Source organism: Pseudomonas sp. GM50 (assembly GCF_000282375.1).
Lineage (GTDB): Bacteria > Pseudomonadota > Gammaproteobacteria > Pseudomonadales > Pseudomonadaceae > Aquipseudomonas.
The window spans coordinates 16360-39254 of sequence record NZ_AKJK01000127.1 but is presented as its reverse complement, the minus strand read 5'-3'; the positions used below and the strand labels follow the sequence as shown (position 1 = coordinate 39254).

Here is a 22895-nt window from a genome sequence, read left to right as displayed (position 1 = left end):
TCAACGGACCGGGTAATCAAGGCTGCCAAAACGAAAAGACCTTGAAAGGGATGGCCGTAAGGGCGAAACCATAAGCCGCCGTTACCGCAGCAACGGATATGTACACCATCAAAAATCCCGGCAGGCTATCAGGACGCCTTCGCGGGCAAGCCTCGCTCCTACGGGGGCCAAGTGACCCCTGAAGGAGCAAGACCAAACTCAGGCCAGGCTTTTGCTGACCACTTCAAACACATCGCTGGACAGTTGCCCCGAAGCGCGAATCCGCTCCAGCTCACCTTTCATCAACGCCTGACGAGCGTCGTCGTATTTGCGCCAGCGAGTCAGCGGCGCCAGTTGGCGAGAGGCGATCTGCGGGTTAAACCCGTTCAACTCGATCACCAGATCCGCCAGGAACCGATACCCGGAACCGTCGGCCGCGTGGAAGTTGATCAGGTTCTGCCCGGCAAACGCGCCGATCAGTGCCCGCACCTTGTTCGGGTTCTTGATCGTGAACGCCGGGTGTTGCATCAAGGCTTTGACTCGCTCCAGACCACCCGGCAACGTGCTGCCGGCCTGAACGCTGAACCACTGATCCATGACCAGCGGATTGTCCTTGAAGTGCTCGGCGAAGCTCGCCAACGCCGTGGCTTTCTGCTCTTCGAACGGCGAGTTGACCAACACCGCCAACGCCGTCAGACGCTCGGTCATGTTGTCGCTGGTGTCGAATTGTTCAAGGGTTGCCGCCAACACTTCCGGCTTGCCGCTGAGCATCAGGTACGACAGCGCAATGTTTTGCAGGGCACGACGGGCGAAATGCTCGGCCTCGGCCACATACGGCGTTTTCTTCGAGAGATCGCGATTGGCCTGATAACGCAGCCACAATGCCTCGAACAAGCCTTCAGCCAATTGCTTACGGGCAAACTCGCGGGCCGTGTGAATGGCGTCTACATCAGCCACTTCACTGATCTCGGTCAGATACGCCTCGCCCGGCAGCGAAAGCATTTCAGCGACCATGGCCTGATCCAGCGTCTCGTCGGACAGCACGGTACGCAGCGCTGCAACCAAACGCTGATCCAGTACCAGCGCCTCACCCTTCTGTTGCTGCTCGATCAACTCTTGCAGCACCTGCACCGACAATTGCTGACCGGCATCCCAGCGGTTGAAGCCGTCGCTGTCGTGCTGCATCAGGAACATCAGCTGATCGCGGTCGTACGGGAAGCTCAGTTTCACCGGCGCAGAGAAACCACGCAGCAACGAAGGCAGCGGCTTTTGCGCAATGTCGACGAAGGTGAAGGTCTGCTCGGCTTCAGTCACCGAGATAACCCGCGATGTGCCTTGAGCACTGGCTTCACCGGCAAGACGCAAGGCAATTTCACCGCCCTTGCTGTCCAGCAGGCCCAGTTCCACCGGAATCACGAACGGCAGTTTTTCCACCTTGTCCGGGGTTTCCGGGCAGCTCTGGCGGAAGGTCAGGCTGTAGGTTTTTGCCGCTGCGTCGTAGGACTCGCTCACCGCCAAACGAGGCGTGCCGGCCTGGCTGTACCAGCGCTTGAATTGAGTCAGGTCAACGCCGTTGGCGTCTTCCATGGCCTTGATGAAGTCGTCGCAGGTCACGGCCTGGCCGTCATGGCGTTCGAAATAAAGGTCGCTGCCTTTGCGGAAGCCTTCGGCACCCAGCAAGGTGTGGATCATGCCGACCACTTCCGAACCCTTTTCGTACACGGTCAGGGTGTAGAAGTTGGAAATCTCGATGAAGCTGTCCGGGCGCACGGCGTGGGCCATCGGGCCGGCGTCTTCGGCGAACTGATGGGTACGCAGGTACGCCACGTCCTGAATGCGTTTGACCGTGGCCGAGTTCATGTCAGCGGAGAAGCCGGAATCGCGGAACACGGTGAAACCTTCCTTCAGCGACAGCTGGAACCAGTCGCGGCAGGTCACGCGGTTGCCCGACCAGTTGTGGAAATATTCGTGGGCAACGATCGCTTCGACCCGCTGGTGCGCAGCATCGGTGGCGGTTTCGGCGCGGGCCAGCACGGCGCTGGAGTTGAAGATGTTGAGGCCCTTGTTTTCCATGGCGCCCATGTTGAAGTCGTTGACCGCGACGATCATGAAGATGTCCAGGTCGTACTCGCGACCGTAAACCTCTTCGTCCCAGCGCATGGACTTCTTCAGGCTGTTCATCGCGTGCTGACACTTGTCGATGTTTTCCGGCTCGACATAGATGCGCAGCGCCACGGAGCGCTCGGTCATGGTGGTGAAGGTGTCTTCGACGCACCACAGGTCACCGGCCACCAGCGCGAACAGGTAGGCAGGCTTCTTGAACGGGTCTTCCCAGGTCGCCCAGTGCCGGCCGTCTTCGCCGGGCCCCGAGGCAATCGGGTTGCCGTTGGACAGCAGCACCGGATAGCTGTGCTGTTCGGCGACCACCGTGGTGGTGAACGTGCTCATCACGTCCGGGCGGTCAAGGTAATAGGTGATCTTGCGGAAACCTTCGGCTTCGCACTGGGTGCAGAACATGGTGCCGGATTTGTACAGGCCTTCCAGGGCCGTGTTGGTTTCCGGGTGGATCCGGACGCTGGTGTCGACCGTGAAGCTTGTACTGGTCGGGTGCAGGGTCAGGTGATTCTCGGTCAGCTGATAGTCGGCGGCGCTCAGTTCGCGATCGGCCAACGTCACCGACAGCAGATCGAGTTGCTGGCCATCCAGCACCAGCGGCGGCAGGCCCGGGCCACGTTCAGGATTGCGGCGCATCACCAGTTGCGCATGGACCAGGCTGTGGTCCTCGAACAACTCGAAGGTCAGGTGCGTCTCGTCGATCAGGTACTCGGGCGCCTGATAGTCCTTCAGGTAGATCATCTTCGGTTGTTCGGTGCGCATACTGGAGTCCTTACTGATGCACGGCGAGCTGGTAGGCCGTGTATTTACGAATATTGATCACGCCGGTGTCGAAAATCAGGTACTGGCCCTTGATCCCCAGCAGCGTGCCTTCGGCAATCGGGTTCTTGTCCAGGTTGAAGCTGACAATCTTGGCTGGGTATTGCTCGATCGGATAGCGGATTTCCAGAGGTTCTACATCGGTAATTGTCTGGATTGCTTGTAGGCCAAATCGTTCCTGCAAATTTTGCAAACCTTGCGCGCAGCTCTCGAATAGCTGATCGCGAACCTGCGCCAAGTCCACAGATACGGCATCGCCCTTGAGTAAAGCACGCCAATTGGTCTTGTCGGCGACCTGGCTGCGGAACAGGTCTTCGACGAAACCGGACTGCTGACGGGTCGCGACGCGCATGATCGGCAAAGCCTGGCTGGCGCCCTGGTCGAGCCAACGGGTTGGCAGCTGGGTGGCGCGGGTAATCCCGACCTTGATCCCTGACGAGTTGGCGAGGTAAACCACATGGTCAGTCATGCAGAACTTTTCGCCCCACGCAGGCTCACGGCAGGTGCCGGCGTCATAGTGGCAACGTTCCGGGCTCATGATGCAGATGTCGCACTGGGCCAGTTTGGTCATGCACGGGTAGCAGTAACCCTGGCTGAAGCTGGTTTTGGTTTTGCGTCCGCAATGGGTGCAGTGGATCGCCCCCAGGTATTCCAGGCGCACCGTGGTGCCGATCAACGGATTGACCGGTACCTCGGCGTCGCCCAGACGAAAAGCGTACTGCACGTTCGGCCCGTCAAGGCGCGCCGACATTTTGCTGATTGCACCGCGGCCAATCTCGATCAATGGATGGCATCCGATTTGAACAGGATGTTTGGCACTTCGATCGACTTCGACGAGCACTCCTGCGGGCCCATGTAGCCGGTGCGCTCTTCTTCGGGCAGGTTCTGGATTTCCCAGGCGATCATCGCTTGCAGGGACAGTTCGCGCTGCTCGGCGGTGAGTTTGCCACCGTCGGACCATTTGCCGATTTCCACCGCCAGTTTCAGGCTCTGGTAGATATCCGGGGTGATGTTTTTGATCATTTCGTTAAAAGAGGACATCAAGGGCTCCGCGCTCTTTAATCACATAACAGTTTTAGACGGCCAGTTTACGGCGGTTGTACAAACCACCCAACAAACCGGTGAAGCATCCGATGAGTAACCCGCTGACGTGGGCCGCGTTGGCAATCTGGCCGAAGCCGATCATCGAGACCAGCCCCGACAGGCACACCAGCAACCACACCAGCATCATCACCAACACCCCTCGGGGCAGGCGATACGCCGGGTTCGGCGACAGAAGCTGAAAGATCCAGCAATGCCCAAGCAAACCGTACAGCACGCCGGACAACCCGCCAAACAGGCTAGGGCCACTGAAAAGGAACTGGGTGTAGTTGGACACCAGGCTAAACAGCAGCGTCAGGCCGATCAGGTTGATGCTGCCCTGCCGCGATTCGATGCGCCGCCCCAGCTCCCAGTACCACATGCCGTTCATGGCCAGGTGCAGGATGCCGAAGTGGATCAGCATCGGCGTGACCAGACGCCACCACTGCCCCGCCGCCAGGCTGTCGGCCAATGGCGTGAAATGAATGTATTCGCCGATCACACGGAAATCGAGGAAGGTCAGCCAGCGCATTGTCTCGAGGTTATCACCGAGCAACGTCACCACGCCGACAATCAGGCTCAGCAACAGCACCAATGCCGTGGCCTTGCTGTGACGCAACTGCTCAACCAGGCCCGGACGCTGCTGCGTCTGCGTGATCGGGATATCCAGTTGCTGATCGGGGTCCCCCGCCGGAAAGCGTTCGTACAATGAGCGCACGTCTTCGCTGATGTTGGCCGGCACCCACAGCACTTGCTCGCCCGCCTCTTCGCTGACCCGGTGGGGCACTTGCATGCGTTGCAGCAGTTTGACGAACCCGCTCAAATCCACCGCCAAAGGCAGGCGTAATACCGCCACCGCCGTCATTGCAGCACCTCCGGCCGCTCGACATCGACCCAGACAAATTTATGCGGGTCGAGACGGGTTTCCTGATCCAGACGATAAGCGACCAGTTTGCCGTAGAGCACCGCGCTGTAATCCAGGCAGGCCAGGTTCGGACGGATCGGCGCCGGTTTGCCGCTGCGCCAGTAGTGACCGACGAACAACATTGGCTCATCGATGCCGTAGCGCAGCAGGTTATCTTTTTCGCTGGACGACAGCGGCGTGCGGGCCACCGGTTCAGGCAAGGCGTCGGGCTGGAACACGATGTCTCCGTAGGTTTGCGGGTCGTCTTCCCAGAACTTGGTGCGGAAAAACGAGCGCGTCAGGCCGTCGCCGCTGGTCATGGTCAGCCCGTGGGGCAAGCGCATGTCGGTGCCGCGCAACAGGCGATCGAACACGGTGCAGGCAAAACTGCCCGGCACCGCGGAGGCCTGGAGGAAGTGCTCATCGATGCAACCGTCGGGGAACAACCCGCGCAACGGCTCGATCAGGCCGGCATCCCAGCAGGCATGCACCACGCGGAAACGCCCGGTATCGACGAACAAAGGCAGCTTATAAAACCATTGCAGGAAGTCATGCCATTCCGCGGGATGGTCTTCGAACTGGGTCAGGGTTTCCTTGAGCAGGCGCGCGTGGCGCGGCGTATGTTCACGCACGAACTGCTGGCCACTACCCGGCAGCGCCGGCGTGCTCCAGCCGAGGGCGTTGAATTCATGGTTGCCCATGATGCACAGCGCCTGGCCGGCCTCGACCATATCGTGGACGATGTGCAGCGCCTCGCGAATCCGCGGGCCGCGGTCGATGATGTCGCCGAGAAACACCGCCATGCGCGACGGATGCCGCCAGACGCCAGCGTGTTTGTGATAGCCGAGCCGGTCGAGCAAGTGCTCAAGGGTCAGAGCGCAACCGTGCACGTCACCGATCAGGTCGTAGCTACGCGCGGGATCGAGCATCAGTCGCCTCCACCACCCAACTTGCTGCCCCAGCCGAGCTTGGTCCGGCAGACTTCATAGTAGTTGTGGTCCAGCGGGTGAATCAGCCGCAGTTTCTGCGCTTTTTTGCTGATGGTGATGGTGTCACCGGGCGCGCAGGTGAAGTGATTCTGCCCGTCACAGGAAACTTGCGGGTAAATCTGCATATCTTTGGACACGACGATTTTCAGCTCACTGTTGCCATCGACCACGATCGGCCTGCCAGACAAGGTATGGGGGTACATCGGCACAATCACAATAGCGTCGAGCTTGGGATGCATGATCGGGCCGCCCGCCGACAGCGCGTAGGCGGTCGAACCGGTCGGCGTGGCGACGATCAGGCCGTCGGCCTTCTGGCTGCAGACGAACTGGCCGTCGATGTACAACTCGAACTCGATCATCCGCGTCGATTTACCGGGGTGCAGCACTACGTCGTTCAACGCATCGCCCTGGCCGATGGCCTCGGCGTGGCGCCGAACTTCGGCTTGCAGCAGGAAGCGGTTTTCCACCAGATAGTGGCCGTCGAGCACTTCGGCGACTTTGACTTCCAGCTCATCGGGGCGAATATCGGTCAGGAATCCCAGGCTGCCACGGTTGATGCCGAGCACCGGAATATTGTGTCGGGCCAGCGCCCGGGCGGCGCCCAGCAGGCTGCCGTCACCACCGACCACAATCACCATGTCACACACTTCACCGAGCATCTTGCGTGACGAAGTTTGCAGGCCATGACCCGGCAGGACTTCGGCGATGGTGTCTTCGAGGATCACGTGCAGGTGACGATCGAGCAGAAACCGTTTCAGTCGGCGGACGGTATCCAGCACCTGAGAACTGCCCAGGCGACCGATGATGCCGATATTACGAAATTGCTCCATGGGGCTCCTGCGAGGGTCTGCGGCGGCGAAAAACACGATTATGGGCGAAAGCGCGGCGTAGACAAAACCCTTTCAGCCACGAGTGAAGAGGCTATGCTCGCAAGATGATCCTATTTCCAGATTTGCTCCAGTTACCTCACCAGTTGCGCCACCCTGAAGTGCGCGACCTGGCTTGGGTCATCCTCGCGCCGCCGATGCTCAGCGTCACCCCGTGGCCGCAGCGTCATCCGCTGGCGGGCAGCGATTGGGTGCAGGCACCGGAGCGCCTGGAACACTGGCTCAGGCAACTGGATCGCGACAGCTACGACTTGCTGCACTGGCTGGCCCAGGCCAGGACCCGGCGGCTGGGTCTGTACTACGAGCGGCTGTGGCAATACGCCGTGCGACACGCGCCGGGCATCGAACTGATTGCCGCCAACATGCCGATCCGCCGTGAAGGCCACACCCTGGGTGAGCTGGACATGCTGCTGCGTGATCGCGATGGCGTGCATCACCTGGAACTGGCGATCAAGCTCTATCTTGGGCCACAGAACGGTGACGGCCATGACACCGCACAGTGGCTCGGACCGGGTTGCCATGATCGGCTTGACCGTAAACTGAAGCACCTGAGCCAGCATCAACTACCGATTTCCGCGCGGGTAGAAAGTCGTGCAGTGCTGGCGTCGCTGGATATCCAGCAGTTCAGTGCACATCTATGGCTGGGCGGCTATCTGCTCTATCCGTGGCCGGGGCAGTCCGAGTCACCGAGCGGCGCGCACCCTCAACATTTGCGCGGTAGCTGGCTGCATCAGAAGGACTGGGCGGATTTTGTCGTGCAACGCCCGTTCGGTCGTTGGCAACCCCTGCCCCGCCACGCCTGGCTGGCACCGGCGCACTATCCCGAAGAGCAGACCTGGAGCGCTGAACAGCTGAGTGCATGGCTGAGCGATCTGGACCCGCTGGCACCGGCGCAATTGATGGTGCGGCTGACAGAGAATGGCGAAGGAAATTGGGAAGAAGCCGAGCGGCTGTTTCTGGTGTCCGATCTTTGGCCGAATGTGCCGGGGAATGGTTGAGTTTTTGTGGTGAATGGACTGGCCCTATCGCGAGCAGGCTCGCTCCCACATTGGATCTCCGTATGGCGAAGATCCTTGTGGGAGCGAGCCTGCTCGCGATAGGGTCGACACGGTTCAGATAGACAACCGCAACGCCAGCGCCGCCGGCGTCACCATCAACACAATCCCGACCTACAGGTTCGGCAGCTGCTACAAGGGAAAGGTCACTGCTTTTTATGCTGCTCAACCCACTGCGCATACGCATCGATGAATTTCTGCAAGAACGGCCTGACCGACTCCGACAACTTGCCCGCCTCGTCGAACGCTGAACCGGCGCCACCCAGATAGGCTTCCGGCTGCTGCATGCACGGCACATTGAGAAACACCATGGACTGGCGAATATTGTGGTTGGCGCCAAATCCGCCGACGGCGCCTGGTGAAACGCTGATCACCGCGCCCGGCTTGCCGTTCCAGGCGCTCTTGCCGTAGGGGCGCGACCCCACGTCGATCGCATTCTTCAATGGAGCCGGCACCGAACGGTTATATTCCGGGGTCACGAACAGCACCGCGTCGGATGAGCTCACTTGTTGTCGGAAAGTGCTGTAGGCTGCCGGCGGTGATTCGCCATCGATGTCTTCGTTGTAGAGCGGCAAATCGCCGATTTCGACGATACTCAGCTTAAGATTGGCAGGCGCCAGTTCGGCCAGCGCCAGCGCGACCTTGCGGTTGATCGACGCTTTTCTCAGGCTGCCGACCAGAACGGCGATCTCGTAGACGTTGCTCATGGAAGATTCTCGACTGTCCGATGGGAAGAGCTTCTAGTTATAGATGATCAAATGACGATTCAACCAGTGGACGGCGGAAAAACGCCGCCCCTGACTATTTTTTTCCTGTAGGAAAACTTACCTCGCCCAACCACGGTCTACAGAACCGCAAATTGAGTGATTTATCTCCAGAGGTTCTAAGCAGATGGCAGCAGTACTCGTCGGTCAGTTCCATGCAAGAGACGCGGAAGGCCGCGTTTATTCCGTGCATGAGTTCCAGGAATCCACCCCGTCGCACGACGGCCTCGCCGGCTCGGTGCCTGTCACCACCTACAAGCTGGCCATTGGCGACCGAGTCAACAAACTCGACGACAACGAGTTTCTACTGGTGCAATCAGGTGTCACCCTCACTCGCGAACCTGAAACGAACGTGGCCTCATAACCCGCTGTTATGAGCAGAAGTCATATGCGCGCACTTGAGTTAGGATTCAGTCACTGACTCCCTCACCTGCTGAACATGGACTTCACGCATGCGTTTACGTCATATCGAAGTGATTCAGGCGCTATTGCAGACCGGCCACCTGGGCACCGCCGCCGAATGGCTGCAGCTGCCGGTGGCCGAGGTTGAACGCACCCTGCGTGACGCCGAGGATCAGTTGGGTTTCATGCTGTTTGCCAGCGTGCGTGGTCGCCTGCAAGCCACGCGCGAGGCGCGGGAGCTGCAGGTCGAGATCGCCCACGTCTACGAAGCCCTCGAACCGGTCCAGCGACTGGCCAGCAGTCTCAAGCAATATTTGGCCCCACCCCTGCGCATCATCTGCACCCCGCCTTTGGCGCAACAACTGTTGCCACACAGCATCGCGGCCCTGCGCCGGCGCCTCCCCGACGCACCTTGCACTCTCCTGAGCCAGCCGACCCGCGAGATCGTCAGAAGCCTGCTGCTGCGTGAAAGCGATCTGGGCCTGAGCCTGCATGACCCGGACCACGCCGACATCCATTGCCAGGTCATTGCTCAAGGCAAGCTCCAGCTGCTGGCGCCCCATGGCTGGCTGCAACCGAAACAGAAGTACATCTCGCTGCAAGACCTGGCCGGCCAGTCGATGGTCGGCCTGGAAGGTCACGATCCGTTAAGCCCGGCACTGGACAACAAGCTGCATGCGCTGCGCCCTGCCCCGGTCATCCAGACCCGGGTCCAGACTCATCAGATGATGCGCAGCATGGTCGAGGCCGGCGAAGGCCTGGCGATCGTCGACCCGTTTACCGCCCTCGGCGCCAAATCGGCCGGGCTCGATGCCTGCCCGCTGGCGCCTGCCATACCGATCAGCGTGTATGCCTTGAGCCTGAAGAGCGCCGAGCCATCACCGGCCGCTCAGGCATTGCTGGACATCATCACGGAACAAGCCGTGGCGATGCTGGCGAGCTGAGCGGGTTTTCCAGCTGATTATCGAACAGGCGATACCAGAACAACGCCACTTCGGCGGTGTTCGGATCGATTCCGCGGTAGCGCAGATGATCGATCCCGCCGACTGTGTAACCACAACGCTCATAGAGTCGGCAGGCCCCCAGATTGTTGTTCTGGGTTTCCAGCATGATGCCGGGCAGCTTCTTCTTGCGGCTCCAGAACTGCGCCACGTCCAGCAACGCCTTGGCCACGCCATGACGGCGTGCCGGTGCATGCACCGCCAATTCATCGATATGGGCGAAACCGTTCCAGTTGGTGCTGACCACCAAGTGACCCACCGGTTCGTCATCCAGATAGGCCATGAAAATCGCGCTGTCAGCGGCATCGCGAAAACTGCTGAATTCCTCGGGATCGATGCCGTAACACTTGCGATACGGGGTGATTGGCGTCACCGGCCACTGCGCCACAGGCTTGCCGATTTGCGCGGCACCATAGGCGGCGACTTCAAAACTGAAATCACTGCCCCAGATATAAGCCGCAAAACCCTCATCGGCGACACGCACCGAGAGGCCTGGGTATTTGGGATTCATGACGGGTTGCATAGTCGCAAAGGTCCTCATTCCTTGATGCAATCGACGGTGTAGTGCCGTCCATTGCCCTCGTCTTCGTGTTGCAAGCCATGCACATCGGCGACAAACCCGGGGAAGCTACTGTCGAACGTACGGGCAAACTTCAGGTAATCGATGATCGAACGGGTCGACTCGGTGAACCGCTCGCCGGGCATGATCAACGGGATCCCCGGCGGGTATGGCACCAGCATCACCGCTGCGATCCGCCCGTCCAGAGCATCGATCGAAACAGCCTCAACCTCCCCGCGTACCAATTGATCATAGGCGTCAGCCGGCTTCATCGCGACTTCCGGCAGCACCGTGTACATGCGCTTGAGGTGTTTGGCCGTGGCGTTGCTGCGATAACAGGCGTGCAATTGATCACAAAGATCGCGCAAACCCATGCCTTGGTAACGGGCAACATTGTGTTGTGCCACGCACGGCAGGCAGGTGGCCAGGCTGACATTGGCGTCGTAACTGCGCTTGAACTCCAGCAACTCGGTCAGCAGTGTGCTCCATTTGCCCTTGGTGATGCCCATGGAGAACAGCACCAGGAACGAATACAGCCCGGTTTTTTCCACGACCAGCCCACGTTCCCAGAGGAATTTGCTGACCACCGCCGCCGGAATCCCCCGCGCACTCAGGGCACCGCCCGCCGTCAAACCCGGCATCACCAACGTAACCTTGATCGGATCGAGCAGCACGTAATCATCGGTTACGCCGCCAAAGCCGTGCCAATCGGCGTCGGGTTGCAGCAACCAGTCTTCGGTGACCACCTGCTCGATATCTTCGGCCGAGGGTGGTTGCCAGATGGAAAACCACCAGTCATCGGCGGCGATATGCTGGCGCAGATTGGCCAGGGCCCGGCGAAAACTCAGGGCCTCGTCGAACATTTCCTGCAACAGCGAACGACCGGCCGGCCCTTCCATCATCGCCGACGCCACGTCCAGCGAAGCGATGATGCTGTACTGCGGCGAGGTCGAGATGTGCATCATGAATGCTTCGTTGAAACGGTCGCGATCCAATTGCCGCGCACCGCCGTCCTGAACGTGAATCATCGACGCCTGGCTGAACGCTGCCAGCAATTTGTGCGTGGAGTGCGTAGTGAACACCAACGGGCTGTCTTCGCTACGGGAAGTGCCCATGCCGTAACGGCCGGCGAAGAACTCGTGGAACGCCGCGTAGGCGTACCAGGCCTCGTCGAAATGCAGCACTTCGACGCTATTGCCCAGGCTCTGCTTGATCAGCTCGGCGTTGTAACACAGGCCGTCGTAAGTCGAGTTGGTCACCACCGCCAACTTGACCTTGGGTTCTCGGCCCTGGGTCAGCGGGCTCGCATCGATCTTGGCCTGGATCGACTCACGGCTGAACTCACTGAGCGGAATCGGGCCGATGATCCCCAGCTCATTGCGCTCCGGGCACAGGTACAGCGGGATCGCGCCGGTCATGATGATCGAGTGCAACACCGACTTGTGGCAATTGCGATCCACCAGCACCAGGTCATCGCGGGCCACCATGGAATGCCAGACAATCTTGTTGGCGGTCGAGGTGCCATTGATCACGAAAAAGGTGTGATCGGCGCCGAAATTGCGCGCCGCGCGCGCTTCCGCCTCGGCCAGCGGGCCGGTGTGATCGAGCAGCGAACCGAGTTCCGGTACTGACACCGACAAATCCGAACGCAAGGTGTTTTCCCCGAAAAACTGGTGAAACGCCTGCCCCACCGGGCTCTTGTGATACGCCACGCCACCGCCATGGCCGGGCGTGTGCCAGGAATAATTGGAGTCGGCGGTGTGCTGCACCAGCGCCTTGAAGAACGGCGGTAACAGACCGTCCAGATATTTGCGCGCCGCGCGGGCAACCTGACGGGCGAGGAAGGGCACGGTGTCTTCGAACAAATAAAGAATGCCGCGCAGCTGATTGAGCTCCGCCATGGCATCGGCCGGGGCATTTTCCAGGGTCACCTGCTCGCCCAGGGCAAAGATCGGCAGGTCCGGCGCCCGAACCCGTGCCAGGCGGATCAGCTCGGCCATGTTATGTAGAAGATGAGCATGGGTGCTGGCGTCTTCGGCGGCAATCAACATGCAAGAGAGGCCGTGATGAGTCGAGGCGACCAGACGCCCTTCGTTGTAATCGACCGCCGAGACGATGCTGAAGCCTTCCTGCTCCAGCTCCCGGGCGATGCCACGCACACGATCACCGGCAACGGTGTCGGCTTTGATGTCGCGGTGGACGATCAGGACCGGGAATTTCAAATCTTTATACATGGGGCTCGGTGTCCTGAGGCGGCAGACCATGGCCTGCCAATAACCTCAGGGTAGAGGGTTGAAGCGCATGTGGCGAGCGGGATGCCCTGAAGTGGGTCGGCGGGCGCACCAGCAAGTGGCCTGACAGCCCGGATGAGGGAGAATTTCTGTAATGGAGTTTTTGGAGGAGCAGGTTTTTTGTGGCGAGGGGGCTTGCCTGTGGCGAGGGGGCTTGCCCCCGCTGGGTCGCGAAGCGGCCCCGGATTTTGTCAGATTCACCGCATTGGCAGGTTTTACGACTGCTGCGCAGCCGAACGGGGGCAAGCCCCCTCGCCACAAAAGCCCTTCCGCTCGAGGGGCTCAGGCCTGAGCCTTGGCCTCGGCCAATTGTTGCCAAAGCGACGGAGCGCCAGCGGATTTTGCGATGGCTTCCAGACGCGCAACGTGTTGGGCCAGATCTTCTTCACTCGCACGGATGATCCGGGCCGGCTGACGATCGGCCGGCAAACGACGGATTTCGGTGGCGGAGTTATCCGCGCCCTCACCTGAACCATTGCCATCGGACGCGTTGCCGGCCAGCGACAGGCTGGTCTGGCCGCCGGTCATGGTCAGGTAAACGTCGGCGAGAATCTCGGAGTCGAGCAAGGCGCCGTGCAGCTCACGGCCGGAGTTGTCGACGCCATAGCGTTTGCACAAGGCGTCGAGGCTGTTGCGCTGCCCCGGGTGACGTTCCCGGGCCATCATCAGGGTGTCGAGGATCGAGCAGTGTTGCGTGATGTCCGCGCGGTCGTGGTGGCCCATGAGGGCGAATTCGTTGTTGATGAAGCCAACGTCGAACGCCGCGTTATGGATGATCAGCTGCGCGCCCTTGATGAACTCGAAGAACTCATCGGCCACTTCAGTGAAACGCGGCTTGCCCACCAGGAATTCGTTAGTGATGCCGTGGACGCCGATGGCGCCTTCATCACTCTCGCGATCCGGTTGCAGGTAAACGTGGAAATGCCGACCGGTCAGGCGCCGACCGATCAACTCGACACAACCGATTTCGATAATCCGGTGGCCGTCGGTCACCGGCATGCCGGTGGTTTCGGTATCGAGTACAACGGATCTGGTGGCCATCAGTGCTCAGCTCTCAACGGGTCAATCGTGCAAAAGCGGCGATGTTAACACGCTCGCCGGGGTCTTTCAGATACACCGTGTTGCGCCAATCGCGAGCAGGCTCGCTCCCACATTGAATTCGAGGGATCACAGATTTTGTGCTCAACGAAGATCAAATGTGGGAGCGAGCCTGCTCGCGATTGGCCGCGCCACGGTGCCATGCCGGAATCAAGCCTGCTTGTACCCACGCACTTCATCAACGCCACGGTTGGCCAGTTGGTCGGCCCGTTCGTTGCCGTGATGGCCGATGTGCCCGCGCACCCATTTCCAGGTGACGTTGTGGCGGTTGACCTGTTCGTCGAGCAGCTTCCACAGATCGGCGTTTTTCACCGGCTCCTTGGCCGCGGTTTTCCAGCCGCGTTTCTTCCAGTTGGCCATCCACTCGTTGATGCCTTTCATCACGTACTGGGAGTCGGTCACCAGTAACACGTCGCAGGAGCGCTTGAGCTCTTCCAGGCCACGAATCGCGCCCATCAACTCCATGCGGTTGTTGGTGGTGTTGGCTTCGCCGCCCCAGAGTTCTTTTTCAACGCCCTTGCACACCAGCAACGCGCCCCAGCCGCCCGGGCCAGGGTTGCCCTTACAGGCGCCATCGGTGAAGAGTTCTACGCTATCGCTCATGCCAATCTATCCAGAAAATGCGGTGGCTCGCCGATCGGTGACCGACGATGCCCGAGGCCGGGGCGAACCCGGCCGGGAAAATAAAATGTGTATTACGGTTCGAGGTGGCGACGGTTGACCTTGGCCATCGGCAACGGAATCAACTTGCCCATCGGTTCGCGCCGCTCCTGGCGCACCGGCCGCAGGCCCACCACGATCTTGCGCGCGACCAATAAATAGAAGCCACCACCGGACAATTGCCAGTCACCCGCCTTGCGTTCCCAACCGGCCAGACGGGCTTGCCAGGCAGGCGACGCAAGGGGCGGACGATAGCACCCGAAGCGGCGTTTCTCCAGCGCGAAACCCAGCAGGTTCAGCCAGTCGGCGACTCGCGATGGCGAAATGCAGCGGGCCTTGCGCAAGGCGTCATGGGCGAACACACGACGAAGGCCCCAGCTGCTCCAGGGGTTGATCCCGACAATCAGCAGATGCCCGCCAGGGCGCACGCTGCTCGCCGCTTCGCGCAGCAAACCGTGGGGCGACAGGCAAAAATCCAGCCCATGCTGCAACACCACCACATCGGCGGCGTGCTCGCTCAAAGGCCAGGCCTGCTCTTCGCAAACAATCTCGACCCCTGGCAACGGCGCACCGAGTCGCACATTGCGCTGGACCTGTGGCGCCGACGGTGGTGTCTGCGCCGAGGGGCCGTAATGCACCAGGTAGCCGCCGAAGAAGCGCCCCAACTCGTCTTCGAGCATGCGCCGTTCTTCGTCCAGCAGAAATTGCCCGATGGGCCCGGACAGCCATTCACGGGCTGCGCTGATCAATGTCAGCCACTCAGGATCGGCCTGAGCGAACGCTTTATCGGTCATTGCATTCTCCAACGCGCCAGGAAGTTCTAAGATGCGCCAATGTTTTCCGCTTGGCGAATCCGACGATGATACAGATCAGTGCCCTGCCCGCCTTCACCGACAACTACATCTGGTTGTTACAAGACCACAGCACCCAGCGCTGCGCCGTGGTCGATCCGGGCGATGCCGCGCCAGTACAGGCCTGGCTCGCGGCGCACCCGGGTTGGGTGTTAAGCGATATTTTGATCACTCATCACCATCATGACCATGTCGGCGGCGTCGAGCGGCTGAAAAAAGCGACAGACGCGACAGTCTACGGCCCGGCCAGTGAAAGCATCCCGGCGCGGGACGTGGCGCTCAAGGACAACGACCGCATCAGCGTGCTGGGCTGGGACTTCGATGTCATCAACGTACCGGGCCACACCCTCGGACACATTGCCTTTTATCACCAGGGCCATTTGTTTTGCGGTGACACCCTGTTCGCCGCCGGTTGCGGACGCCTGTTCGAAGGCACGCCGGAGCAAATGCATCACTCACTGAGCCGCCTCGCGGCGCTGCCCGAAGACACGCTGGTGTACTGCACTCACGAATACACCTTGAGCAACCTGAAGTTTGCCGCAGCGGTCGAACCGGGTAATCCGGACACCGCCGCACGTCTGGAAAAAGTCACCGCACAGCGTGAAGCCGGAATCATGACGCTGCCCTCTACTCTGGCGCTTGAAAAGCGTACCAACCCATTTTTGCGTGTCGGCGAAACATCCGTTAAAGAAAAAGTGGACGAACGGAATGGAACCCAAAACCGGGCTCCGAGTGCGGTTTTTGCTGCTCTACGTGCCTGGAAAGATAAGTTCTAAGTAGCCATCACGTTGGTACAAAAATTCTGAATGGTTGACCGCAGGGGGTACGCTTTCTAGAATCGCCCGACATTTTTGCCCGGAACTTACTTCCAGCCAATGTCGTCACCTATTCGTAAAGCCATCAATTCAGACGCATTGACCCGCTTGGCTCAAGCCATCGCGGTGGCTGTGTCCGCCACTTTGGCGGGCTGCTCGAGCCATGTGCCGCAGACCGAAGCGACACACACTCCGAATATCGCCGCTCGAGCCAAGCAGAAACCTATCTGGCTCAGCGAAAAACCAACACCACAAATTCCACAGGACGTCTGGGAGCGCATGCGCCAGGGCTTCCAGTTGCAGGACAACCTGGGTGTCAACCCGCGCATCGAGCAACAGCGCCTGTGGTTCGCCAGTAACCCGTCCTTCCTCGAAAATGCCGGCGAACGCGGCAGCCTCTACATTCACTACATCGTCGAACGCCTTGAAGAACGCAACATGCCGCTGGAACTGGCGCTGTTGCCGGTAATTGAAAGCGCCTACAACCCGATGGCCTATTCACGGGCCGACGCGGTGGGTCTTTGGCAATTCATTCCGTCCACCGGGCGCTACTTCAACCTGCGTCAGACCCGCTTCTATGATGGCCGTCGCGACATCACCGCCTCGACCACCGCGGCCATGGATTACCTGACCCGCCTGCACGATATGTTCAACGGCGACTGGCTGCTGGCCCTGGCGGCCTACAACGCCGGCGAAGGCACGGTCAGCCGGGCCATCGAGCGCAACGAACGACTCGGCCTGCCAACCGACTACTGGAACCTGCCGCTGCCAGCGGAAACCCAGGCCTATGTGCCGAAGCTGCTGGCCCTGTCGCAAGTGGTCCTGGCACCCGACGCCTATGGCGTGAACCTCAACCCGATCGCCAACGAACCGTACTTCCAGGTCGTCGAAATCAACCAGCGCATGGACCTGTCCAAGGTTGCCGCGGTGGCCAATATCGACGAAGACGAACTGTTCCAGCTCAACCCGGCCTTCAAGCAGCGCACCACCATCGACGGCCCCCAGCATCTGCTGGTGCCAACGTCCAAGGCGCAACTGCTGACCGCCAGCCTGTCGACCATGCGCCCTGAAGAGTTGATCAGCCAGCGATCGCTCAAGCCGGTGTTCGAAGGTGCAGACGACAGCGAAATCGCCAGCCTCAAGCGCGCCTATCGGGTCAAACGCGGCGACAATCTGGGCACCATCGCCAAGGCCAACAAGGTCGAGGTCAAAGACCTGCAACGCTGGAACAAGCTGAACGGCAAAGACCTCAAGGTCGGCCAGACCCTGGTGATGCAGGACACCACCAAGCGCAAATCCGGACGCGTCAACACCGTGGTCGCGGCGAACAGCAAGACCAACGGCAAGGTAACCAACAAGACGCAACAGACCCAGTACAAGGTCAAGCAAGGCGACTCGCTATACATGGTCGCCAAACGCTTCAACGTTGAAATGCAGCACCTCAAGCGCTGGAACCCTCGGGTTGGCCAGGCGCTGAAGCCGGGGCAGATGCTGACGGTTGCTTCGCCGCATTAAACAGCACGCCCTGTCGAGGGGCTTTTGTGGTTTGAGCGCTGTTGTGGTGAGAGGGCTGTTGTGGCGAGGGGGCTTGCCCCCGTTGGGTCGCGAAGCGGCCCCGGCATTTTTTCAAATCCACCGCATTCGCAGGATTTACGACTGCTGCGCAGCCGAACGGGGGCAAGCCCCCTCGCCACAACAGCCCCCTCGCCACAGGCAAGCTCCGTCAGTACAGACAAGCTCCCTCACCACAGGTTTTGCGATCCGCCGGCCCATCACACAACAATTAACAACGCATTAACCCCCCGTCTTTTTCCTGTCGATACAAGCTGTTACTGTACGGCCCACAAAGCCCAAGCCGCCTGGATCGGATCTCTGACTTGAAGCGTCCCCTCCTCCTGCTCCTGATCAGCCTGGCCTTGAGCTCCCCCGCAAGCGCGACGATCAGCGAAAGCCATGGTTATGCGCAGTTCGGCACGCTCAAGTACCCGGCCAGATTTACCCACTTCGACTGGGTCAACCCGCAAGCGCCCAAGGGCGGTACGTTGCGGGTGATGGCATTTGGCACCTTCGATACGCTCAACCCATACACCTTCAAAGGTTCGAGCCCGGTTTCCACCGCCAACTTCCTGCAATACGGCATCAACGAGCTCAATGAACCGTTGATGGTCGGCACCGGCCAATACGCGCCCTCCGGCGATGAGCCGACCTCCAGTTATGGCCTGATTGCCCAATCGGTGGAATACAGCGAGGACCGCAGCTGGGTGGTGTTCAACCTGCGCCCCGAAGCGCGTTTCCACGATGGCACACCGATCACCGCTTACGACGTGGCGTTCTCTTATCGTTTGCTGCTCAAGGAAGGTCACCCGCAATACCGCACCAACCTTCAGGAAGTGTCGCGGGTCGATATCCTCAACCCACGGCGCATCCGTTTCGTCTTCAAACGCTCCGGTAATCCGCTGCTGATCCTGCGCCTGGGCGAGTTGCCGGTGTTGCCCCAGCATTACTGGGAAGGTCGCGATTTCAAGGCCACCACCTTCGAGCCGCCATTGGGCAGCGGGCCGTATCGCATCACCTCGGTAACGCCCGGGCGGCAGATCGTCTTCGAACGGGTCAAGGATTACTGGGGCAAAGACCTGCCGGTCAATCGCGGCAAGTACAACGTCGATCGCATGGAAGTCGAGTTCTACCGTGACAGCGACGTGGCTTTCGAAGCGTTCAAGGCCGGTGAGTTCGACATCTACATCGAACACCAGGCGAAGAACTGGGCCAACGGTTACAACTTCCCGGCCGTGCGCCGTGGCGATGTGATCAAGGCGCAAATCGCGCACCAGATTCCCACCCAGAGCCAGGGCCTGTTCATGAACACCCGGCGACCCACTTTCGCCGAGGCCAAGGTCCGCGAAGCGCTGGGGCTGATGTTCGACTTCGAGTGGACCAACCGCACGCTGTTCAGCGGCGCCTACAAGCGCGCCATGAGTTATTACCCCAACAGCGAGTTCTCCGCGACCGGGCTGCCAGTCGGTCATGAGTGGCTGCTGCTCAAGCCCTATCGCGATCAGTTGCCCGCCAAGCTGCTCACCGAGCCGTTCAGCCTGCCGCAGACCGAAGGCCGCGGCATTCCGCGGGAAACCATGCGCAAGGCCCTGGAGCTGCTCGCCGAGGCCGGCTGGAAGCTCAACGGTCAGCGACTGCAGAACACCATCGGCCAACCGTTGCGTTTCGAGATCCTGCTGGTCAACCCGAACCTGGAGCGCATCCTTCAGCCCTACGTCGAGAACCTCGCCAGTATCGGCATCGACGCACGGCTGCGCACGGTTGATCGCGCCCAATACAAACAACGCCTCGATCAGTTCGATTTCGACATGATCCTGATGCCCCTCAACCAGACCCTCAGCCCGGGCCTGGAGCAATGGCAGTACTTCCACTCCAGCCAGGTCGGGGTCAAGGGCAGCAAGAATTACGCAGGTATCGCCAACCCGGTGGTCGACCATTTACTCGAACAACTGCTCGCCGCCCAGACCCGTGATGCACAAGTCGCCGCCGGCAAGGCGCTGGACCGGGTGCTGCTGTGGCAGCACTACATCATTCCCAACTGGTACCTCAATTATCACCGCCTGGCCTACCGCAACCGGTTCGCCTTCGTCACTACGCCGCCCTACACCCTGGGCCTGAGCGCGTGGTGGCTGAAATCTTCGGAGAAAGATCAATGATCCCCGTACGCGCCTTGCTCTTGCAGGCCAGCGGTCTGTTGTTCGCCGGGCTGGCCTGCGCCGCCCCGCAACATGCCTTGACCCTGTACAACGAGCCGCCGAAATACCCGGCAGACTTCAAACACTTCGATTACGTAAACCCCGACGCCCCCAAGGGCGGGATCTTCCGTCAGGCCGGGTTCGGTGGCTTTGACAGCCTCAACCCGTTCATCAACAAAGGCGTGCCGGCCGACGACATCAGCATGATCTACGACACCCTGGCCAAACAGGGTCTGGATGAGCCGTTTACCGAATATGGCCTGATCGCCGGCAAAATCGAGAAAGCCCCGGACAACAGCTGGGTGCGCTTCTACCTGCGTCCCGAAGCACGCTTCCACGACGGCCACCCGGTGCGTGCCGAAGACGTGGTGTTCAGCTTCCAGACCCTGATCAAGGACGGCGCCCCGCTCTACCGCGGCTATTACAGCGACGTGGAAGAAGTGGTCGCCGAAGACCCGCTCAAAGTGCTGTTCAAGTTCAAGCACAACAATAACCGCGAATTGCCGCTGATCCTCGGCCAGTTGCCGGTGCTGCCCAAGCATTGGTGGGCCACCCGCGACTTCAACAAGGGCAACCTGGAACTGCCGCTGGGCAGCGGCCCGTACAAAGTCAGCGAAGTGAAGGCCGGACGTTCGGTGCGCTATGAGCGGGTCAAGGATTACTGGGGCAAGGACCTGCCGGTCAATCGTGGCTTCTACAACTTCGACGTGCTGACCACCGACTACTACCGCGACAACACCGTCGCGCTGGAAGCACTCAAGGCCGGTCAGTTCGACTACTGGCTGGAAATGGCCGCGAAAAACTGGGCCAAGGCCTACAACATTCCGGCAGTGACCGAAGGCCGGCTGATCAAGGAAGAGATCGCCAACGGCAACCCCACCGGCATGCAAGGCTTCGTGTTCAACCTGCGCCGCCCGGTGTTTCAGGATGTGCGTGTGCGTCAGGCACTGACCCTGTTGCTGGATTTCGAATGGACCAACAAGCAACTGTTCAACGGTGCTTACGCGCGCACCCGCAGTTACTTCGAAAACTCGGAAATGGCCGCCACCGGCCTGCCGGACGCAGATCAACTGGCGATCCTCGACCCGTTCCGCGGCAAGATTCCCGAGCAGGTGTTCAGCGAGGCGTTCCAGAACCCGGTGACCGACGCCAGCGGCATGATCCGCACCCAGCAGCGCAAGGCCTATCAACTGCTGCAAGAGGCGGGCTGGCGGATCGTCGATGACAAGATGGTCGACGCCACCGGCAAACCGGTGACCATCGAATTCCTGCTGGCCCAGACCGAGTTCGAGCGGGTGCTGCTGCCGTTCAAGCGCAACCTCAGCGACCTGGGCATCGACCTGGTGATCCGCCGCGTCGACGTCTCGCAATACATCAACCGCGTGCGCTCCCGGGATTTCGACATGATCGTCGGCAGTTTCCCGCAGTCCAACTCGCCGGGTAACGAACAGCGCGAGTTCTGGATGACTGCCGCTGCCGACAAACCGGGCAGCCGCAACTCCATGGGCCTGAAAGACCCGGTGGTGGATCAACTGGTCGAGCAACTGATCAACGCCGACTCACGCCAAAGCCTGGTGGCCCACGCCAGGGCGCTGGACCGGGTGCTGCAATGGGGCTATTACGTGATCCCCAACTGGCACATCAAGACTTGGCGCGTGGCGTACTGGAGCCACATCGGCCACCCGAAGGTTTCGCCCAAATATGACATCGGCATCAATACCTGGTGGGTCAAGCCCAACGCGACATTGCCGATAGAAGTCGAAACCAAACTGCAAGCCGACCCTGCGGGCACGGAGTAATCAGATGCTGGCGTATATTTTTCGGCGACTGCTGCTGATCATCCCGACCCTGCTCGGCATTTTGCTGATCAACTTCGTGATCATCCAGGCCGCTCCCGGCGGGCCGGTGGAACAGATGATCGCCAAGCTCGAAGGCTTCGAAGGCGCCACCAGCCGCATTGCCGGCGGCGGTGCCGAGGTGTCGGTGGCAGGTTCCGCCTATCGCGGTGCACAGGGCCTGGACCCGGCGCTGGTCAAGGAAATCGAGCACATGTACGGCTTCGATAAATCGGCGCCGGAACGTTTGTGGATCATGATCAAGAACTACGCCACCCTGGATTTCGGCGACAGCTTCTTCCGCGACGCCAAGGTCATCGACCTGATCAAGGAAAAGATGCCGGTGTCGATCTCCCTGGGGCTGTGGAGCACGCTGATCATGTACCTGGTGTCGATTCCGCTGGGGATCGCCAAGGCGACGCGACACGGCAGCCACTTCGACGTCTGGACCAGTTCGGCGATCATCGTCGGTTACGCGATCCCGGCGTTCCTGTTCGCCATCCTGCTGATTGTGGTGTTCGCCGGCGGCAGCTATTTCGACTGGTTTCCGCTACGGGGCCTGACTTCGAACAACTTCGACGAGCTGAGCACCGGCGGCAAGATCCTCGATTATTTCTGGCACCTGGCACTGCCGGTGACCGCACTGGTGATCGGCAACTTCGCAACCATGACACTGCTGACCAAGAACAGCTTCCTTGATGAAATCAACAAGCAATACGTGGTCACCGCCAAGGCCAAGGGCCTGACCCGCCATCGCGTGCTCTACGGCCATGTGTTTCGCAACGCCATGCTGCTGGTGATCGCCGGTTTCCCGTCGGCGTTCATCGGGATCTTTTTCACCGGCTCGTTGCTGGTTGAGGTGATTTTCTCCCTCGACGGCCTCGGTTTGATGAGTTTCGAAGCGGCGATCAACCGCGACTACCCGATTGTCTTTGGCACGCTGTTCATCTTCACCCTGCTGGGGCTGGTGGTGAAATTGATCGGTGACCTCACTTACACCTTTGTCGACCCGCGCATCGACTTCGAAAGCCGGGAGCATTGA

The 22895-nt window shown here is 60.3% G+C and carries 20 protein-coding genes; 8 read left to right on the top strand and 12 right to left on the bottom strand.

The genetic code is table 11. The features are described 5' to 3' along the window. Positions 1 to 198: 198 nt before the first annotated feature. The 6 genes from pepN to PMI30_RS02275 are packed head-to-tail and all read right to left on the bottom strand — an operon-like array spanning position 199 to position 6716. A complete protein-coding gene (gene pepN / locus PMI30_RS02250) occupies positions 199 to 2856 on the bottom strand; it encodes an aminopeptidase N (protein WP_008014561.1) in 2658 nt (885 codons plus the stop codon). A gap of 10 nt (positions 2857 to 2866) precedes the next feature. Next, positions 2867 to 3697: a DUF2797 domain-containing protein gene (locus tag PMI30_RS02255; RefSeq protein ID WP_008014560.1), complete on the bottom strand. Its 831-nt coding sequence runs from the start codon at positions 3695 to 3697 to the stop codon at positions 2867 to 2869. After that, on the bottom strand, positions 3694 to 3954 hold the full coding sequence (locus tag PMI30_RS02260) for a YeaC family protein (RefSeq protein WP_007906784.1): 261 nt from the start codon (positions 3952 to 3954) through the stop codon (positions 3694 to 3696). The genes PMI30_RS02255 and PMI30_RS02260 overlap by 4 nt, the downstream gene beginning before the upstream one ends. Before the next feature lie 34 nt (positions 3955 to 3988). Next, positions 3989 to 4858 (bottom strand): rhomboid family intramembrane serine protease, encoded by an 870-nt coding sequence (locus PMI30_RS02265; protein ID WP_008014557.1) that lies wholly within the window; start codon positions 4856 to 4858, stop codon positions 3989 to 3991. Then, the gene (locus tag PMI30_RS02270; protein ID WP_177318861.1) at positions 4855 to 5829 is read right to left on the bottom strand and encodes a metallophosphoesterase; all 975 of its coding nucleotides are present in this window, start codon (positions 5827 to 5829) and stop codon (positions 4855 to 4857) included. The genes PMI30_RS02265 and PMI30_RS02270 overlap by 4 nt, the downstream gene beginning before the upstream one ends. Beyond that, positions 5826 to 6716 carry an NAD(+) kinase gene (locus PMI30_RS02275; protein ID WP_007906781.1) on the bottom strand — a complete coding sequence of 297 codons (891 nt, stop codon included), beginning with the start codon at positions 6714 to 6716 and terminating at the stop codon, positions 5826 to 5828. Before PMI30_RS02275 ends, PMI30_RS02270 begins: the two co-directional genes overlap by 4 nt. Positions 6717 to 6820: 104 nt before the next feature. Between PMI30_RS02275 and PMI30_RS02280 the strand changes: the two genes are divergently transcribed. Continuing rightward, positions 6821 to 7771, top strand: coding sequence for a DUF1853 family protein (locus tag PMI30_RS02280; RefSeq protein WP_008014552.1), 951 nt, complete (start codon positions 6821 to 6823; stop codon positions 7769 to 7771). 203 nt (positions 7772 to 7974) lie between these two features. Here PMI30_RS02280 and PMI30_RS02285 read toward each other — a convergent pair whose 3' ends face one another. Beyond that, a complete protein-coding gene (locus PMI30_RS02285; protein WP_008014551.1) occupies positions 7975 to 8535 on the bottom strand; it encodes an NADPH-dependent FMN reductase in 561 nt (186 codons plus the stop codon). Between the two features lie 184 nt (positions 8536 to 8719). Here PMI30_RS02285 and PMI30_RS02290 point away from each other — a divergent pair, with 184 nt between their 5' ends. Both PMI30_RS02290 and PMI30_RS02295 read left to right on the top strand, forming a co-directional pair. After that, positions 8720 to 8956 (top strand): hypothetical protein, encoded by a 237-nt coding sequence (locus tag PMI30_RS02290; protein ID WP_008014550.1) that lies wholly within the window; start codon positions 8720 to 8722, stop codon positions 8954 to 8956. A gap of 88 nt (positions 8957 to 9044) precedes the next feature. Further along, positions 9045 to 9938, top strand: coding sequence for a LysR family transcriptional regulator (locus tag PMI30_RS02295; RefSeq protein ID WP_007906773.1), 894 nt, complete (start codon positions 9045 to 9047; stop codon positions 9936 to 9938). On the opposite strand, the gene PMI30_RS02300 is transcribed toward PMI30_RS02295, so the two are convergent. The 5 genes from PMI30_RS02300 to PMI30_RS02325 form a co-directional block, all read right to left on the bottom strand. Then, on the bottom strand, positions 9904 to 10518 hold the full coding sequence (locus tag PMI30_RS02300) for a GNAT family N-acetyltransferase (RefSeq protein WP_008014549.1): 615 nt from the start codon (positions 10516 to 10518) through the stop codon (positions 9904 to 9906). The genes PMI30_RS02295 and PMI30_RS02300 overlap by 35 nt on opposite strands. 14 nt (positions 10519 to 10532) lie before the next feature. Continuing rightward, positions 10533 to 12788, bottom strand: coding sequence for an Orn/Lys/Arg decarboxylase N-terminal domain-containing protein (locus PMI30_RS02305; RefSeq protein ID WP_008014548.1), 2256 nt, complete (start codon positions 12786 to 12788; stop codon positions 10533 to 10535). A gap of 339 nt (positions 12789 to 13127) precedes the next feature. Beyond that, positions 13128 to 13886: a DNA polymerase III subunit epsilon gene (gene dnaQ, locus PMI30_RS02315; protein WP_007906768.1), complete on the bottom strand. Its 759-nt coding sequence runs from the start codon at positions 13884 to 13886 to the stop codon at positions 13128 to 13130. Between the two features lie 207 nt (positions 13887 to 14093). Further along, positions 14094 to 14546 carry a ribonuclease HI gene (gene rnhA / locus PMI30_RS02320; protein ID WP_003180633.1) on the bottom strand — a complete coding sequence of 151 codons (453 nt, stop codon included), beginning with the start codon at positions 14544 to 14546 and terminating at the stop codon, positions 14094 to 14096. Positions 14547 to 14638: 92 nt separating this feature from the next. Next, positions 14639 to 15397, bottom strand: coding sequence for a class I SAM-dependent methyltransferase (locus PMI30_RS02325; RefSeq protein ID WP_007906764.1), 759 nt, complete (start codon positions 15395 to 15397; stop codon positions 14639 to 14641). 65 nt (positions 15398 to 15462) lie between these two features. Here PMI30_RS02325 and gloB point away from each other — a divergent pair, with 65 nt between their 5' ends. The 5 genes from gloB (at position 15463) to PMI30_RS02350 (ending at position 22895) form a co-directional block, all read left to right on the top strand. Further along, positions 15463 to 16230 carry a hydroxyacylglutathione hydrolase gene (gene gloB / locus PMI30_RS02330; RefSeq protein WP_008014546.1) on the top strand — a complete coding sequence of 256 codons (768 nt, stop codon included), beginning with the start codon at positions 15463 to 15465 and terminating at the stop codon, positions 16228 to 16230. A 99-nt stretch (positions 16231 to 16329) separates the two neighbouring features. Next, positions 16330 to 17784 (top strand): transglycosylase SLT domain-containing protein, encoded by a 1455-nt coding sequence (locus PMI30_RS02335; RefSeq protein ID WP_008014545.1) that lies wholly within the window; start codon positions 16330 to 16332, stop codon positions 17782 to 17784. A gap of 362 nt (positions 17785 to 18146) precedes the next feature. Further along, positions 18147 to 19979 (top strand): extracellular solute-binding protein, encoded by a 1833-nt coding sequence (locus PMI30_RS02340; RefSeq protein WP_008014544.1) that lies wholly within the window; start codon positions 18147 to 18149, stop codon positions 19977 to 19979. Continuing rightward, complete coding sequence (locus PMI30_RS02345) at positions 19976 to 21817, top strand: extracellular solute-binding protein (protein WP_008014543.1); 1842 nt, start codon at positions 19976 to 19978, stop codon at positions 21815 to 21817. Before PMI30_RS02340 ends, PMI30_RS02345 begins: the two co-directional genes overlap by 4 nt. 4 nt (positions 21818 to 21821) lie before the next feature. Then, positions 21822 to 22895: a microcin C ABC transporter permease YejB gene (locus PMI30_RS02350; RefSeq protein ID WP_008014542.1), complete on the top strand. Its 1074-nt coding sequence runs from the start codon at positions 21822 to 21824 to the stop codon at positions 22893 to 22895.